The organism is Halorussus marinus, from assembly GCF_004521895.1.
GTDB classification, from domain to species: Archaea; Halobacteriota; Halobacteria; order Halobacteriales; family Haladaptataceae; genus Halorussus; species Halorussus marinus.
The window spans coordinates 19,042-33,916 of record NZ_SBIR01000009.1 but is presented as its reverse complement, the minus strand read 5'-3'; the positions used below and the strand labels follow the sequence as shown (position 1 = coordinate 33,916).

General features: G+C 58.1%; 17 protein-coding genes. 6 read left to right on the top strand and 11 right to left on the bottom strand.

Translation table 11 applies throughout. The annotated features are described in order from the left end of the window. Window positions 1-21 precede the first annotated feature (21 nt). From EPL04_RS12405 to EPL04_RS19195, 5 genes are all read right to left on the bottom strand, one after another. Window positions 22-528: a hypothetical protein gene (locus tag EPL04_RS12405; protein WP_134671640.1), complete on the bottom strand. Its 507-nt coding sequence runs from the start codon at window positions 526-528 to the stop codon at window positions 22-24. Next, window positions 525-1,760, bottom strand: a complete 1,236-nt coding sequence (locus EPL04_RS12400) for a cell wall-binding repeat-containing protein (protein ID WP_134671639.1) — start codon at window positions 1,758-1,760, stop codon at window positions 525-527. The genes EPL04_RS12405 and EPL04_RS12400 overlap by 4 nt, the downstream gene beginning before the upstream one ends. Further along, window positions 1,757-3,544, bottom strand: a complete 1,788-nt coding sequence (locus EPL04_RS12395) for a DUF4396 domain-containing protein (protein ID WP_134671638.1) — start codon at window positions 3,542-3,544, stop codon at window positions 1,757-1,759. The genes EPL04_RS12400 and EPL04_RS12395 overlap by 4 nt, the downstream gene beginning before the upstream one ends. Window positions 3,545-3,635: 91 nt before the next feature. Continuing rightward, complete coding sequence (locus tag EPL04_RS12390) at window positions 3,636-4,013, bottom strand: SPW repeat domain-containing protein (RefSeq protein ID WP_134671637.1); 378 nt, start codon at window positions 4,011-4,013, stop codon at window positions 3,636-3,638. A 43-nt stretch (window positions 4,014-4,056) separates the two neighbouring features. Next, on the bottom strand, window positions 4,057-4,404 hold the full coding sequence (locus EPL04_RS19195) for a four-helix bundle copper-binding protein (protein WP_134671636.1): 348 nt from the start codon (window positions 4,402-4,404) through the stop codon (window positions 4,057-4,059). Between the two features lie 295 nt (window positions 4,405-4,699). On the opposite strand from EPL04_RS19195, the gene EPL04_RS12380 reads away from it, so the two are divergent. Together EPL04_RS12380 and EPL04_RS19190 are read left to right on the top strand one after the other, a co-directional pair. Continuing rightward, complete coding sequence (locus EPL04_RS12380) at window positions 4,700-5,002, top strand: hypothetical protein (protein WP_134671635.1); 303 nt, start codon at window positions 4,700-4,702, stop codon at window positions 5,000-5,002. Between the two features lie 6 nt (window positions 5,003-5,008). Next, entirely contained in the window at window positions 5,009-5,602 is a 594-nt protein-coding gene (locus tag EPL04_RS19190) for an ArsR family transcriptional regulator (protein ID WP_167599472.1), read from the top strand. 173 nt (window positions 5,603-5,775) lie between these two features. Here EPL04_RS19190 and EPL04_RS12370 read toward each other — a convergent pair whose 3' ends face one another. From EPL04_RS12370 to EPL04_RS12355, 4 genes are all read right to left on the bottom strand, one after another. Then, window positions 5,776-5,973: a heavy-metal-associated domain-containing protein gene (locus tag EPL04_RS12370; RefSeq protein WP_134671634.1), complete on the bottom strand. Its 198-nt coding sequence runs from the start codon at window positions 5,971-5,973 to the stop codon at window positions 5,776-5,778. A 146-nt stretch (window positions 5,974-6,119) separates the two neighbouring features. Beyond that, entirely contained in the window at window positions 6,120-6,515 is a 396-nt protein-coding gene (locus EPL04_RS12365) for a hypothetical protein (protein WP_004594583.1), read from the bottom strand. A gap of 137 nt (window positions 6,516-6,652) precedes the next feature. After that, window positions 6,653-6,928: a DUF7521 family protein gene (locus EPL04_RS12360; protein ID WP_004515576.1), complete on the bottom strand. Its 276-nt coding sequence runs from the start codon at window positions 6,926-6,928 to the stop codon at window positions 6,653-6,655. A gap of 3 nt (window positions 6,929-6,931) precedes the next feature. Beyond that, entirely contained in the window at window positions 6,932-7,282 is a 351-nt protein-coding gene (locus tag EPL04_RS12355) for an ArsR/SmtB family transcription factor (RefSeq protein WP_049938495.1), read from the bottom strand. 114 nt (window positions 7,283-7,396) lie between these two features. Between EPL04_RS12355 and EPL04_RS12350 the strand changes: the two genes are divergently transcribed. Together EPL04_RS12350 and EPL04_RS12345 are read left to right on the top strand one after the other, a co-directional pair. Continuing rightward, entirely contained in the window at window positions 7,397-7,957 is a 561-nt protein-coding gene (locus EPL04_RS12350) for a DoxX family protein (RefSeq protein ID WP_011222420.1), read from the top strand. Between the two features lie 28 nt (window positions 7,958-7,985). Further along, the gene (locus EPL04_RS12345; protein WP_134671633.1) at window positions 7,986-8,384 is read left to right on the top strand and encodes an SHOCT domain-containing protein; all 399 of its coding nucleotides are present in this window, start codon (window positions 7,986-7,988) and stop codon (window positions 8,382-8,384) included. A gap of 11 nt (window positions 8,385-8,395) precedes the next feature. Here EPL04_RS12345 and acnA read toward each other — a convergent pair whose 3' ends face one another. Further along, on the bottom strand, window positions 8,396-11,179 hold the full coding sequence (acnA, locus tag EPL04_RS12340; RefSeq protein WP_011222418.1) for an aconitate hydratase AcnA: 2,784 nt from the start codon (window positions 11,177-11,179) through the stop codon (window positions 8,396-8,398). A gap of 71 nt (window positions 11,180-11,250) precedes the next feature. After that, the gene (locus EPL04_RS12335) at window positions 11,251-11,448 is read right to left on the bottom strand and encodes a heavy-metal-associated domain-containing protein (RefSeq protein ID WP_049938510.1); all 198 of its coding nucleotides are present in this window, start codon (window positions 11,446-11,448) and stop codon (window positions 11,251-11,253) included. 134 nt (window positions 11,449-11,582) lie between these two features. Here EPL04_RS12335 and EPL04_RS12330 point away from each other — a divergent pair, with 134 nt between their 5' ends. Then, on the top strand, window positions 11,583-12,173 hold the full coding sequence (locus EPL04_RS12330) for an AsnC family transcriptional regulator (protein ID WP_049938493.1): 591 nt from the start codon (window positions 11,583-11,585) through the stop codon (window positions 12,171-12,173). Window positions 12,174-12,267: 94 nt separating this feature from the next. Continuing rightward, entirely contained in the window at window positions 12,268-14,874 is a 2,607-nt protein-coding gene (locus EPL04_RS12325; protein WP_004594598.1) for a heavy metal translocating P-type ATPase, read from the top strand. Window position 14,875: the final 1 nt, after the last annotated feature.

The window sequence follows — 14,875 nt, the reverse complement described above, 5'->3', positions numbered from 1 at the left end:
AGAACGAACGTAGGGAGAAGCTCAGTCAGTAGAGGTACTTGATTTTGCCTGTGTTTGCTGGGGATGCTCGTGGTGGGTGACGGTACCGTCGACTGCTGTCGCACCCTGATCCCGGAGGAGATCCTCCGTTTCACCCACGCGATTATCCGGGACCATGACAGCGACTCTCGGTTGATCCAGTGCAGTAACCTGGCGAGACGTGCCTACTACACCCCCAAGAAATCCACCGATTGCGGCACCGAGCCCGAACCCGAGGAGGATAAGCATGTACTGGCCAGCGGTCATAATTGGGCTGATACGGGGAATCCAGAACATGTTCTGATCCATCATAAATAGCAGTACAGCACCGATGAGTCCACCAAGTAGTCCACCCCAAAGAAGTCCCCGTCTTTCTGGCATCTTTGTGGCTGGATCGAAGAAGGGATTATCGATATCCGGCTCATCGGGTTCTAAGCCTGCTTCACGGAGTGCTTGCTTGGCCTCTGTTGTTTCCTCGGAATCATCGAATGTGGCGACGATTCGTCTCATTGGTCACCTCGTGGTTCTTGGAGCATTGCATGGAGCTGGGCTTGGACTCGTTGACTAATCTGATCTGTGTCCCCAACGATCCATCCGTGATTGTACTTCCTGTCATACGGCGCGGACTCGTGTGGCCGAGTGAGGTTTGTGAGATAGTTCTCAACGGCGTCTGGTACTGTATCCTGCTCGACGTGGAGCATTGGTCCGTGTTTCCCGCGATGACTTTCGACGCACGCCGGGAGTGCCGTCTGCCAGTTGTCAGGGTTCGCAAAGATAAAGTTGTGACCGCTTTCAGCGATCCCCCAACCAATGTTACGGGGCCACTCGCCGAAGATCCACCCCTGATTCCGTCCGATGTCCTTGTACCCGGCGAAGCCGACGCTTAGTTCGTACGGATCAGATCCCCTCGGGATTCGCTGTACGTGGCCGAAACGTGCGAGGTCGCGAGCGACCTGTTCGCTGATCTTGCTCTCGTCGCCGAGGAGGTACATGTATGCCTCGTCGAAGCGGGCTTCAAGCTGTTCCTGGGTTGCCTCGGGGATGCGGTTCCCGTCAATGTAGAGGAAGCCGTCACCGCCGTGAGCGTTCCAGGACTGCGCCGGGATGGCGGTCTGGAGATCGTCGAGATCGGCGATAAACGTGGTGTCCCGGTGGTTGGCGTGAATCGTACTGAGGTACTGATCTGCATTGGCCGCGACTTCGATCGGTGTGTCTCCCTCAATACGTCTGGTCTTCAGCCCCATCTGTTCGACGGTCCGCTGAACGTCACTGCTGATGTAGCGCTCGCCCCCGACGATGTACACCTGCATGTTTCCGTCGACGTGAACGCCTTCCGGGTGGAGGCGCTCGATCTCCTCGCGCGTTACCTCCGGCAAGGAGTCCGGCTCCGTCAGGAGGACCGCACCGTCGATAGGGTGATGGATGAACGCCACGCCGGGAAGTGCTGCAGCGAGATCGCTGTCGCTGATGAGAATCGCTGCCCCCGGTCGGGTGTGATCGTTAATGGCGGGATAGACGTTCTGTGTGAACGCTGTCGCCGTCTCGTAGTCGTTACTCCCGGCGAGACGGGTCGTCATGCTCGTGACGGTCTCCTCGTCGAAGTCAGCCGACGCGGGTCCGCCCTGGCTACGCTCGCCTGAGGACCGGACTTCCCGATACGTGAGTGCGGCACCCCCAAGAGTTGCTCCAACTGGTAGCGCGGCGAGATCGCGCAGGAACGTCCGGCGACTACGGTCGCTCACAGTGCACCACCCGGTTTGAGGTTTTTCCGAACGAGCAGTCCGTTCACTGGCCAAGCAATGAGGAACCCGACCAGCGTAGCGAACACCATCACGCCGAACCAGAGGATGTTGTCGTCTCCTGGCATCATTGGTAGGTTGAGCATCATGAGTACCCACATTCCGCCCATCATTCCGACAGAGACACTCGTCATGCTCACGGCGACGATCTTCGCACCTTTCCTCGCTGCCGATCCGGTATCGAGCCCTTGTGAGTCCTTTAGCATCGGGATGTGGAAGACGAGCCACGATACGAGGAACGCAATGACGTACACGAGCACGATGAGGATCGTCATCGCGTTCCCGAGCCAGAATAGTGGCCCGTCGAGGACGATCATCGGTATGCCGAAGTAGTTGAGGAGGAACCCCGTCGCGATCATCGTACTTGCAGCAAAGCCAACGCCCATTGCAGTCGCTGTGGCTGCTCGAAGCCAGTACGGGCGGAGGACGCGTGGTCCCTGATCAGTTGTAACGATCTGTCTTCCCCTGTAGGAGAGCCAGTAGAGGGCCAGCCCAAATGGGCCAAGGACAAGGGTTAGCAGCGGCCAGACCATCGTCGTCCAGTCGTTCATCTCAGGTAGCCGGTGACGTGCATGGGCGAACACAAACGACGCCCCGAGGATACTGAACCCGGCCCAGATCGCAGCGAGCGATTCTAGCGGACTGAGGCCGGCCCCCTGATGGCGGTACTGCGTGATCTCAACCGCGTAATCGAGCCGGCCCTGGGACACCCAGGAAACCTGATCCGTCGACCCCATTGCGAAGAGGTGGTTAAACGGCCCTTCTGCGGGGGTCGAGAACCAGGCCGGCTGTGACTGCCACGCGTAGTTTTCAGTTACCGCTGGCAGGCTCCCGTCATCGTTGACGAGTAGGATTGGGCCAGCTTTCCCCCACTGAAGATTTGTCGACGAGACTGCGTGCTCGGGCTCACTGGGATTGACGAGCATAAAGTTGTAGTAACCGACTTTATCACGTTCATGGATTCCCCAGCCAAAGTCTCGCGACTCATCACGGAACTCTGCCACCTCGATGGCGTGGTCCTGTGGGGTGTCCCCTGAAACTCGTGTCCACTCGACGTTGAGGTCAGAGAGCGCTTCGTCACTCACGAGGCCGGGCGGTGCGAGGACATAGGCGTGTGAGGCGTTCAGTTCCTCAATTGCCTCTTGGGTGGCATCTGGGACTCCGTCTTCGTTCGCGTATAGAATTGGGTCACCAGAGTAGGCGCTCCAGGCGGCAGCGGGCAGTGCCCACTGTGGCTCGTCAGAGTTCACAATGATGACGTTGTTCTGACTGATGTCGTCAGATCCGTTCCCACGGGTGGCGATAGAAGCGGCTGTCTCAGCGGGGTTTCCACCAGAGATGTCAACAGTAGAGACGCTGGACGTGTTCGTTCCATTTGCGCTACTGGGGGGAGTGGCGTTCCCGAAGAGGAGAAGAGCGTCTTCGCTCGCCCGTAGTCGAGATGCCGCCATAGCCGTCTGCCAGTCGTTCTCGGGAACACGAACCACAGTTGAATAATTGAGACCTGAGTCAGGTGGCCGTGCAGCCCGGGCAGTGAGTTCACTCTGGCGCTGTGGATCATTGACAGGGAATCTGCTCACGTCCTTAGTCTGCATCGTGGTGTACGATTCACTCGGTGCCTGCCCGTAGTCGAACAACGTCAGCCCGACGACGAAGACCGGTTGTGTAGCGACGAGAATCGCGACAATGGCAGCGACACCCATCGCTACCAATTTCCAGATATCCATTTACTAGCTCACCCCGCGCTGTTTTCGAACGTTGCCCGTGTGGGCGCTCATTGTCTGAAAGGCATCTACACGGTCAGTTGTAGCTGGGAATTCAGGTATCATTGGTTGGCGTATGAGTAACCGTCTGTTCTTCAGACGGGGCTACGTACACGTTGTATCCTGCAAACGCGGTCACTAGAACGCCGACAGCCACGTCATTCCAAAGAAGACCTCCAGTGACTCCGGTGACAAACGGGGCAAACAGAAGCCACCCGCCAAGCAGCACGAGTATCCCAGAAATTCCCTTGCTGGGTCCACCCTGTATTCGCTCACGTGAGTAATTATACCCTGCTAATGTGGCGATCATTCCACCTACAACTACGTCGTTCCACTTGGCAGGAGACGGTGAGCCCACTATGAACGGGAAAGCCATGAGCCAGATCCCGAGGGCCCCGGTGAAGACTGTAATAGACTTCGTTGGTGTATCCATGAAAACGGGTCCAACAAATATGGACAGTTATGGAACTCTACGTTTATGAAGCCATCTCGCGGCAGGTCTCCGCACAGTCGCGGAGTACCTCAGCACAGACCTGACAGTGTTCTGCATCGTGACGCTCACATTCCTCAGCACATTCTTCACAGGCCCCGGCACAGGCCTGGGCGAGCTGCGGACTGTAGTTCGAGTCCCGTGCCATGAAGCGCGCGTGCAGCGTAGTGAGATCAGCGACGTCTCGACAGAGACGGGCACACTCTTCCATCTCCTCGTCACCGAGACACTCATCAGCGCACCACTCGCATGCTTGGGCCGCTGCGAGACAGTTATCGATACATTCAGCCATTTGTTCGTTCTCGCCTACGTGGTCGATCTGGGTCAGAGCCATTTCACTATCTCATCTAACGCGACCACACTTTGTTATCAGCACCCCGAGCCCTAACGAGAACTAGTGAGACGGCCTATTGCTGCGTAACCCTGATTTACACAATAGGTGAGACGGAGAGTAATATCGTATTTCCCCTGCATCGTCGGGAGTGATATCTAGAGAAGCAGGTCCTGCAGATCCGATTTTCCTATTAATACCGTGTTAGAGACGTCTCTTTGACGTTCCAAGGGAAAAGTGATCGGCAGCCTACGGATTTTGCAACTGGACTAAAGGTTGTTGGGACCGTAGCCCGACTATGGTCGATTCTACGATTCACACACTCAGCGCGATTTTTGCGATCATGAGTGGAACAGGAGCCGGGCTCTTAGCGCTCTTTTTCTGGCGCATTCTCCGTGAATCCCCTTTTGGTACGGTCATTGCGCTTCTCTCAGTAACGATGACCGCGACGATCGTGTATCACGTTATCCTGTTCATCCTTGAACCAGATACCGTACTATTTGCCACTATTCGAAGCGCCCTCTATACTATCGTGGCTATCTTTCTTTGGTTAGTTATCGCAACCCATCAGCAAATCAAGAATAGCGCGGTAGAAGGGTGATTAGCGGTGCTCGAAAACTCTCTGTTCACCTATTATAACCTCGCAGTTGGCCTTATAACAGGTTTCGGGGTCTTCTATTTTCTGTTCTTCAAGCCCACTGTCGTAGATTACCATCGGTTCCTCTTACTCACTGTCGCTGGACTGATACTATTCCTGATTGGTGGGCCAATCACTGAGCTATTATTCCCGTCACTGGTTCATTGGGTACACGGAGTTGCAGCCCTCTTGGTCATTTTTGGTCTCTATAATCCACTTGAAAACGACCTGCGCCGAGACGCGTGGGCAGATGTTTTTCTCCAAGAACCGATTCAGGTTCGACAGCAGGATGAATGGATGATGCCGATTGACGATGCTATTCTCGGCCTCTTCCACTCAAAGGAGCTGATTCTAACTCCTACAATTATAGCGTACAATATTGATTACAGTCGTGAGGAAGTAAACCGCCGGCTTAGTGAACTTGAAAACCGCGGGTTTGTCATAAAGGTTGAGCGCGGAAAATACCGGATTACAGAGCTGGGAAGACAGTATATCGAAGGCTCGATTTCCCATGGTCCTCTCGCTCGTTTTTGGGAGCGACGAGACCACCGAAAACAACCCTAAAGCATTACGGATTTGCAGTTTGCCTGTGAAATATCTCAGTACTTGGCTTCGAATATCCGGACTATCTTGTCCGTTAACGTCGCAAGTAAATCCGCAATTTAGGGCTGGACGGCGTCAATCATCTCCTTGATGGGGGAGTAAACTGGGGTTCCTGGCGAGGGGGAGAACTACTTTCAGGCGTGAGCGGTGTATCCGGCGTCTTCGACGGCCTCCACGAGGGTCGTGACCTCTACCTCGCCATCGACGCTCGCCTGTTCGCTCTCCCTGTCGACGGTCACGTCAGTCACGCCGGATACCTCTTCGAGGGCCTCTTCGACCGTCTGCTCACAGTGACCGCACGTCATGCCTTCCACGATGATCGTCGTCGTCATACAGGGATACACACGGCCTCCTCTCTTTAGCGGATTTCCCCTTCGATCATACTGATATCGTGGGGCTCAAACTTTAGATTCAAAGCGATACCTGCGGCCGTAACGAACTAGACATCGGATGCGCCAGGTGTCAATAGCGAGAAGGCTCAAGTATCGTTGTGACGCTCCCTGTACGTCTTCGCCGCTAAAAAGACATAGAGTGCGCCGATAGCCCGAATGCCCAAGCGGAATCGCTCGTTCCATTCTATCGACTCTGGACGCTCGTACAGGAACGCGGTGGCAAATCTCTGATACAGGTCGGGAAATAAGAGGACTATCGCGCCGAACACGCCGGTAAGATTCATCAGCAACGCGTATGCTCGCCCGTTAAAGAGTGAAAGCGCAGCTATCAGAACACCCTCCGACCGGACTGCTGGACGTATCCACCCTCTCACTGTTCCCTCGTCTGGATTCGAAATCGCGAGTTTCTCGAAGAGCTCGACGATTTCGTCCGGGAACAGCGCTGAGATAGCGCCGAGGACACCGACGAGTGTTCGAATCATACGATATGGTACGACCGATATGGATATAACTCCCACTGCGACGCTACACTATCGAGAACGAGGGGAGTCCGAACAGTAGCGGCTTCGAACCGGGCACGACGCGCAGAGGCCGCTTGTCGAATGGGCGTCCTGAATCCTTATGGATTCGGGGCATACAGGGCGTAGAGGATAGACAGCATCCCGGCTGCGGTGACGAGTGCTGCGACGAATCCTGCTTCGAAGATCGACACCTGGAGGAGTTCGAAGAGGACGCCTTCAAGGAGGCCGCCAAGCCCGACCAATGCGAAGCCGGCGGCGACGTACAGGAGTAACTGCGTGTGATGCCGTTGGTATCCGCGATAGGCCTGGTAGGCGATCACCAGCGCCAGGGCGGTCGTGAACAGCTTGCCGATGACGAATAACGTGTGTTCCATGAGTCAGTCTCCCCGCATTTCCTCGAAGATGGACGTAATCCGGTCGGCGGGGTCCGGCCGAACATCGATCTGCACGTCGAAGCCCTCTGCTTGGAGGAGTACTTCGACACGCTCGAGTCGCGCCTCGTACTCGCTGTAGTGCCGTCCGCCGGGGTCGACGTGCGTGTACTCCTCGAGGAGGCCCTGCTCGACGAGGCGGGTGACACGCCGCGAGACGGTCGGGCGTGACATATCGCATTCCTCGCTGAGCTCCTTCGCGGAGAGTCGGTCGGTCTTCGTCGCCACGAGGATGTTGCGGGCGTACTCGTCGTCGAGTGTGGCGAAGATGTCCGACGGGTCGGCCTCCTCAGTCACACGTCCGTACTCGCTACAGGAGGGTAATATAGCCCGCCGGTTTTCTGACTCAGAACGCCGGCTCGCTATTATATCGTCTCTACCCGCCTACTGATAGTTGAAGGTGCAATAATTATGTCCACACTCGACTCCGGCATGAACCAGCTTGAGAGCAGAGTCGGCGGCCTGACCGTCGGCGGGAAAGTCCACAGCCTCAGCGCGTGGTTCGTGCTGGCGCTCCGTCTCATGATGGGCTACGCGTTCGCGTACTCCGGCTTCACGAAGATCACCGGCGAGTTCGCGGCCGGCGGCTACCTCTCGAACGTTGCGGCGACGAACGGCAACCCGCTGGCGGGCCTGTTCGCGTGGATGGGTTCGACGCCGTGGTTTGTCGAGTTCGCGAACGTCGCCGTGCCGTACGGCGAGCTGTTCATCGGCCTCGGCCTCCTCGTCGGCGCGTTCGTCCGCCTCGCGGCGTTCTTCGGCGCGCTGATGATGCTCATGTTCTACTTCGGCAACTGGGACATGGGTCACGGGTTCATCAACGGGGACTTCGCGTACATGCTCGTGTTCCTCGCGGTCGCCGCGTTCGCCGCGGGCCGCATCCTGGGCCTCGACCAGTACATCGAGAACTACGACGTCGGCGGCGAGACGCTCGTCGAGCGCTACCCCGCCCTCGAATACATCCTCGGCTAACCACGCCGAGACCGTTGGGAGTACAACAATGCAAAATCCAATTCAAGCACGCGGGATTCGTTCTCTGGGATTCATCGTCGTTGGGGCACTGACTCTGGCCGTCGTCGCCGGAATGGCGCTAACGCACGCGACCGTCCCAGAATCAATGATGTGGAGCTGGCACGACGGCATGTGGAACAGCGGCCACATGGCCGGCTGGGGTGGCTGGGGCTGGGGGATGATACTGTTCGGGCTCCTGTGGATGGCACTTCTGATCGCCCTCCCAGTCTACGCCGTTTACTGGCTGACAACGCGGTCCCCTACGGACGGCCATACTGATGACAGCGCACTCGCTGTTCTCCAAGAACGGTACGCTCGTGGCGAAATCGACGACGAGGAGTTTGATCGCCGTCGCGCCCGCCTGGTGTCCGACGACGATCGTTTCTGACCGCGTTGGTGTTACTGTCTGAGGAGGCGTCTGAGGACGTAGTGGAGGATTCCGCCGTGTTCGATATAGGTTACGGCGGCCGGCGTGCCGACCTGTGCTGTGACCGGGAACTCGACAGTCGACCCGTCCGCACGCTCGGCGATAACGGTCAGTTCGTCCATCACGTCGAGCCCGTCATCGAGGCCGTGGATCGTGAAGACCTCCGACCCATCCAGACCGAGAGATTCCCACGAGTCGCCATCATCGAACTGCAGGGGAAGCACACCCATGCCGACGAGGTTGTCGCGGTAGATGCGCTCGTAACTCTCGGCGATGGTTGCGCGGACACCGAGCAGGTCCGTTCCTTTCGCCGCCCAGTCCCGGCTAGACCCAGTTCCGAACTCCTCGCCAGCCATCACGACGAGCGGTATCCCCTCGTCCCGATAGCGGCGACTGGCTTCGAACACCGTGGTTTGTTCGTCGGTCGGGTGGTGGATCGTGTAGCCACCCTCGACGTCGTCGAGCATCTCGTTCTCGATTCGGACGTTGGCGAACGTCCCCCGCATCATCACCTCGTGATTGCCCCGACGTGCGCCGTAGGTGTTGAACTCGTGTGGCTCGACACCGTGATCGAGCAGCCACTGACCTGCGGGGAGGTCGGGACCGAACGGGCCGGCTGGACTGATGTGGTCGGTCGTAACGGTATCGCCGAGCGTCAGTAGACAGCGTGCGTCCTCGATATCGGCGACGCCGGGTTTCTCTACCGGGAAGTCCTTGAAGAACGGCGGTTCACGGATGTATGTCGAGTCCTCATCCCACTCGTAGACGTCACCCGTGGGCGCGTCGAGAGCAGCCCATCGCTCATCGCCCTCGAACACGGAGGCGTACTTCTCCTCGAACATCTCCGGAGAGACGTTCTCGTGGATTGCGGCCTGCACGTCCGCTGCGTCCGGCCAGATGTCCGCCAGATAGACTGGGTTACCCTCATCGTCAGTGCCCAGCGGCTCGTGTTCGAGATCGATGTCCATCCGCCCTGCGAGCCCGTAGGCGACGACGAGCGGCGGGCTCGCGAGGTAGTTCGCGCGGATCTTCGGGTGGATACGCGCCTCGAAGTTCCGGTTCCCGGAGAGAACGCTCGTCGTCCAGAGGTCGTGGTCGTCGATTGCCTGCTCGATGGGATCGGGAAGCGGCCCAGCGTTACCGATACAGGTGGTACAGCCGTAGCCGACGACGGCGTACCCGAGCTCTTCGAGATACGGAAGCAGCCCCGATTCTTCGAGATACTGCGTGACGACACGGCTACCCGGTGCGAGACTCGTCTTGACGTACGGCGGGACGTCTAGGCCTTTCTCGACGGCGTTCTGGGCGAGCAGTCCAGCAGCGATCATCACCGACGGGTTCGACGTGTTCGTACAGCTCGTGATGGCGCTGACGAGGACGTCTCCGTGTCCGATTTCGACCGTCTCACCGTCGAGGTCGACCTCGACACGTTTGGTTAACGGGTGCAGTTCCGATTCGGGTTCGACCTGAACGCCACCGTCGGTCTCCGCATCAGCTGCACCACCCTCACCGAGCCACCGCTGCAAGGCGTCCTCGTCGACATCATCGAGGTCGTCCTCGAACTCCCCGTGGAGAAGTCCCCGGAAGCTCTGTTTCACGTCCCCCATCGGAATCCGGTCCTGTGGCCGCTTGTGTCCGGCCAGACTCGGTTCGACTGTCGAGAGGTCGAACTCGACGACCTCAGTATATTCTGGTTCCTGTTCCCCGAATAGCCCTTGGGCTTCGAGGTACTCGCGAACGAGGTCGACGTGGTCGGGATCACGCCCGGTGAGTTCGAGATACTCGAGCGTCTGCTCGTCGACCGGGAACATACTGATCGTCGAGCCCTGTTCGGGCGCCATATTGGCGATCGTGGCCCGGTCGGGGACTGTGAGATTCTCCACACCGGGACCGAAGAACTCCACGAACCGGTCGACGACGCCGACCTCGCGGAGTCGTTCGGTGATGTGGAGCACGAGATCCGTAGCCGTCGCGCCCTCGGGTAATTCGCCTTCGAGACGGACGCCGACGACCTCGGGGAGTTTCATCGTGACCGGTTGACCGAGCATCGCCGCTTCCGCTTCGATGCCGCCGACGCCCCAACCGACCACACCGATGCCACCGATCATCGGGGTGTGGCTGTCCGTGCCGACGAGCGTGTCCGGCAGGAGCCAGTTCTCGCCGTCTTGCTCGCGGGCGTGGACGACCCGACCCAGATGTTCGAGATTCACCTGGTGGACGATACCGGTCCCCGGCGGGACGACGTTGAAGTTCTCGAAGGCGTTCTGCGCCCACTTGATCGCGCGATACCGTTCGGCGTTTCGCTCGTACTCCAGTTCGACGTTCTTCTCGTAGGCGTCCTCGGAGTCGAAGTAGTCGACCTGGACGCTGTGGTCGATCACGAGATCAATAGGAATCTCCGGTTCGACCAGGGTGGGATCTCGGTCTTTGCGGTCGACCTCGGATCGAAGGGCCGCCAGGTCGACGACTGCGGGTACACCGGTGAGATCTTGCAGGACGACTCGTGATGGAGAGAACGGAACCTCTGCGTCCGGTACGTCTGGCTTCCAGCCAGCAGCATTCTTGACATCCGCTGCAGTAACAGTTTCGCCGTCGGCGTTCCGGAGCACCGACTCAAGCAGAATACGGATGCTCACAGGGAGCGTGTCGAGGTCACAGAGCCCCTGCTCTTCGAGTGCTCGAAGATCGGCCATCTTGTACGTCGTCCCGTCGACGTCGAGCTCGCGGACGGCATCGAACGGAAGTGTATCAGTCATAGTATCTACACCTGGGATTGGCAGTCGTATCAATCCCTCTCCGAATCCGATTCGACGAGAATCGGGATTTGTTACGCAGAGGCATCGTATCCAGCGTCTTCGACCACAGTCACAAGCTCATCCCGTTCAGCGGACCCCTCGACCGTCGCGGATTCTGAGTCACGATCCGCAGTAGCGGACGTAACCCCCTCAACTTCTTCGAGTGCCTCTTCGACGGTCTGCTCGCAATGTTCACAGGTCATTCCTTCGACGGTGATTGTCTGAGTCATATCCATTCGTAGATAGGGGCGAGTATTCTATGTGGTTTTCTGCTTAGAATCCAATGTTGTCGCAGCCCTAGATCACCGATTTCGAAGGTGTGTTGTGGGCAACAATAATGTATCCTGCGAGACGAAGCGGTCGTATGCGCGATTTGGATGAAACCGACTTAGAAATCCTCTCGTTACTCGCTGATGACGCCCGCCGCCCGTTCAGCGATATTGGCGAGGAGGTCGACTTGTCGGGGCCAGCCGTTTCTGACCGGGTAAAGCGATTACAGGAAGCTGGCATCATTAACAACTTCACGATTGACGTCAACCGGGCTCATCTCCGAGCTGGTGTACCGGTATTTATTCAGGCCGAAATCGGCTCAGCGTCGTTGGAGGCCGCCCGCGAGCGGGCTCGAGAGTCAGATGGCGTTGAACACGTCTTCACGACCTCCGAAGGAGATCTTTGGTTCTATGCCCGTGTTGAAGCCCAGAACGTACGTCAGTGGGTAGATGGACTCTTTAACGAGATCGATGTAGCAGATTACACCGTCACACTAATTGACGAGCTTGAATGGACGCCGTCCGTTGATGGCGTCGAATTTGCACTCACCTGTGCTGAATGTAACAATACCGTTGATAATCAAGGTGAAACGACGAGAATCGACGGAGAGATCTATCACTTCTGTTGTCCGTCCTGTCTCACACGGTTCGACGATCGGTATCAGCGACTCGAAGAGGGAGCGTAACGCTGTCTTTGGAATCCAAATTTTCCTGCAGTCGAAACCCCGCCTCTCGAAGCAGTAAATCGCCTAAACCTAGACCCCGTATAGTAGAACAAGCATGACAAGCCAAACAATCCATCTTGATATCACGGGAATGTCCTGCGCCAACTGTTCGGCGACGATCCAGGACACTCTCGAATCGCTCGACGGGGTATCGGAGGCGGATGCGAACTTCGCCACCGACGAGGGTTCCGTCACCTACGACCCTGAAGAGGTATCGCTCAAAGAAATCTACGACGCGATCGACGAGGCCGGGTACGGCGCAGTCTCTGAGACGGTAACGATTGCCATCTCCGATATGACCTGTGCCAACTGCGCCGAGACCAACCAAACCGCTCTTGAAAATATTCCGGGCGTCGTTAATGCGGAGGTCAATTACGCAACCGACGAAGCACAGGTCACCTACAATCCTGCGGAAGTATCTATTGGTGCGCTGTACGATGCTATCGAGGAGGCTGGCTACTCGCCCGTCCGCGAAGATGGTGCCGACGAAGAGTCGGGCCAGGACGCACGAGATGCCGCCCGTCAAGCCGAAACTCGGAAACAACTCAGGTTGACCCTCTTTGGGGCAGTGTTATCGGCACCGTTGCTCTTCTTCCTCATCGACAATTATCTGCTCGGTGGCGCGATCGTCCCTGAAGCCGTCTTCGGTGTGGAACTTGGCTGGGTTGAGTTCCTCCTCGCCACGCCGGTACAGGCGATCCTCGGCTGGCCGTTCTATAAGAACTCGTACAAGGCGATCGTGAAGAACGGCCGCGCCAATATGGACGTGCTGATTGCGATCGGTTCAACAACGGCCTATCTATACTCTGTGGCAGTCCTTGCTGAACTCATTGCAGGTGGACTTTATTTCGACACGGCAGCCCTCATCCTCGTGTTCATCACGTTGGGTAACTATCTCGAAGCTCGGTCGAAGGGCCAAGCGGGTGAGGCCCTCCGAAAGCTCCTCGAAATGGAAGCCGAAACGGCGACCATTGTCCGCGAGGACGGCAGTGAAGAAGAAGTTCCACTCGAAGAGGTCACAACTGGTGACCGGATGAAAATTCGTCCAGGTGAGAAGATTCCCACAGACGGTGTCGTTGTCGACGGTCAGTCTGCCGTCGACGAGTCAATGGTCACTGGCGAATCTGTGCCTGTCGAGAAAGAGGAGGGCGATGAGGTCGTCGGCTCGACGATTAACGAGAACGGCGTCCTTGTCGTGGAGGCGACGAAGGTTGGAGAAGACACGGCCCTCCAACAGATCGTCCAGACAGTCAAGGAGGCCCAGTCGCGCCAGCCCGACATCCAGAATCTCGCCGACCGCATCTCCGCGTACTTCGTGCCTGCGGTCATCGCGAACGCCCTTCTCTGGGGTGTCGTCTGGTTCCTGTTCCCCGAGGCTCTCGCTGGCTTCGTCGACTGGCTCCCGCTGTGGGGTCAGGTTGCTGGCGGCCCGGCCCCGGTCGGTGGGACCGTTTCAGTCTTCGAGTTCGCGATAATTGTCTTCGCGTCCTCGATCCTCATCGCCTGTCCCTGTGCGCTGGGGCTGGCGACGCCCGCAGCGACGATGGTCGGGACGACGATTGGTGCCCAGAACGGCGTCCTGTTCAAGGGCGGTGACATCCTCGAACGCGCAAAAGACGTCGACACGGTCGTCTTCGACAAGACGGGCACCCTCACGGAGGGTGAAATGGAACTCACCGACGTGGTCGTCTTTGATAGCGATGGAAATGTGGTGACTGACGGTGGCGAGCCGACCCCAGATGGTGGACAGCTCAGCACCCGTGAGCGCCTCTCAGAGGATGATGTGCTTCGACTGGCGGCGATAGCTGAAAGCGGCAGCGAACACCCGCTCGCCCGTGCAATCGTCGAAGGGGCCGAAGAACGCGGCCTGGACGTGACTGAGCCTGACGACTTCGAGAACGTTCCGGGCCACGGGATCAAAGCAGTCATTGGTGACAGCGAGGTGCTGGTCGGCAACCGCAAGCTGCTGCGGGACAACGGGATCGACCCCTCTCCCGCTGAGGAGACGATGGAACGCCTCGAGAACGAGGGGAAGACGGCGATGCTGGTCGCCTACGAGGGGGAGCTCGTGGGTGTGGTCGCCGACGCCGACACAGTGAAGGAAAGCTCCAAGCAGGCTGTCACAGCACTCCAAGAGCGGGGAGTTGACGTGATGATGATTACGGGCGACAACGAGCGAACTGCCCGTGCGGTCGCTAAACAGGTGGGTATCGACCCGAAGAACGTCCGCGCAGGAGTCCTTCCTGAGGACAAGTCCAACGCGGTCGACAGTATTCAAGACGAGGGCCGGCAGGCGATGATGGTCGGTGACGGCGTCAACGACGCTCCGGCACTCGCGGTCGCACACGTCGGGACAGCAATCGGCTCCGGCACCGACGTCGCCATCGAAGCTGCAGACGTCACGCTGATGCGAGACGACCCGCTCGACGTGGTAAAGGCGATCCGAATCTCAGACGCGACACTCCAGAAGATCAAACAGAACCTCGTGTGGGCGCTCGGTTACAACACGGCGATGATTCCGTTAGCGTCGCTCGGCCTCCTCCAGCCCGTGCTCGCTGCAGCAGCAATGGCGTTCTCGTCGGTGTCGGTGCTGACGAACAGTCTCCTGTTCCGGCGGTACACCCCCGATCACGACTACAAGCTCTTCGGATTTCTTCGCTAAC

Excerpts from the sequence above, each read along its gene's own strand:
- EPL04_RS12405 (WP_134671640.1), bottom strand. The coding sequence starts at position 528 with ATGAGACGAATCGTCGCCACATTCGATGATTCCGAGGAAACAACAGAG.
- EPL04_RS12395 (WP_134671638.1), bottom strand. The coding sequence starts at position 3,544 with ATGGATATCTGGAAATTGGTAGCGATGGGTGTCGCTGCCATTGTCGCG.
- EPL04_RS12390 (WP_134671637.1), bottom strand. The coding sequence starts at position 4,013 with ATGGATACACCAACGAAGTCTATTACAGTCTTCACCGGGGCCCTCGGG.
- EPL04_RS19195 (WP_134671636.1), bottom strand. The coding sequence starts at position 4,404 with ATGGCTCTGACCCAGATCGACCACGTAGGCGAGAACGAACAAATGGCT.
- EPL04_RS12380 (WP_134671635.1), top strand. The coding sequence starts at position 4,700 with ATGGTCGATTCTACGATTCACACACTCAGCGCGATTTTTGCGATCATG.
- EPL04_RS12370 (WP_134671634.1), bottom strand. The coding sequence starts at position 5,973 with ATGACGACGACGATCATCGTGGAAGGCATGACGTGCGGTCACTGTGAG.
- EPL04_RS12365 (WP_004594583.1), bottom strand. The coding sequence starts at position 6,515 with ATGATTCGAACACTCGTCGGTGTCCTCGGCGCTATCTCAGCGCTGTTC.
- EPL04_RS12360 (WP_004515576.1), bottom strand. The coding sequence starts at position 6,928 with ATGGAACACACGTTATTCGTCATCGGCAAGCTGTTCACGACCGCCCTG.
- EPL04_RS12350 (WP_011222420.1), top strand. The coding sequence starts at position 7,397 with ATGTCCACACTCGACTCCGGCATGAACCAGCTTGAGAGCAGAGTCGGC.
- EPL04_RS12345 (WP_134671633.1), top strand. The coding sequence starts at position 7,986 with ATGCAAAATCCAATTCAAGCACGCGGGATTCGTTCTCTGGGATTCATC.
- acnA (WP_011222418.1), bottom strand. The coding sequence starts at position 11,179 with ATGACTGATACACTTCCGTTCGATGCCGTCCGCGAGCTCGACGTCGAC.
- EPL04_RS12335 (WP_049938510.1), bottom strand. The coding sequence starts at position 11,448 with ATGACTCAGACAATCACCGTCGAAGGAATGACCTGTGAACATTGCGAG.
- EPL04_RS12330 (WP_049938493.1), top strand. The coding sequence starts at position 11,583 with ATGCGCGATTTGGATGAAACCGACTTAGAAATCCTCTCGTTACTCGCT.
- EPL04_RS12325 (WP_004594598.1), top strand. The coding sequence starts at position 12,268 with ATGACAAGCCAAACAATCCATCTTGATATCACGGGAATGTCCTGCGCC.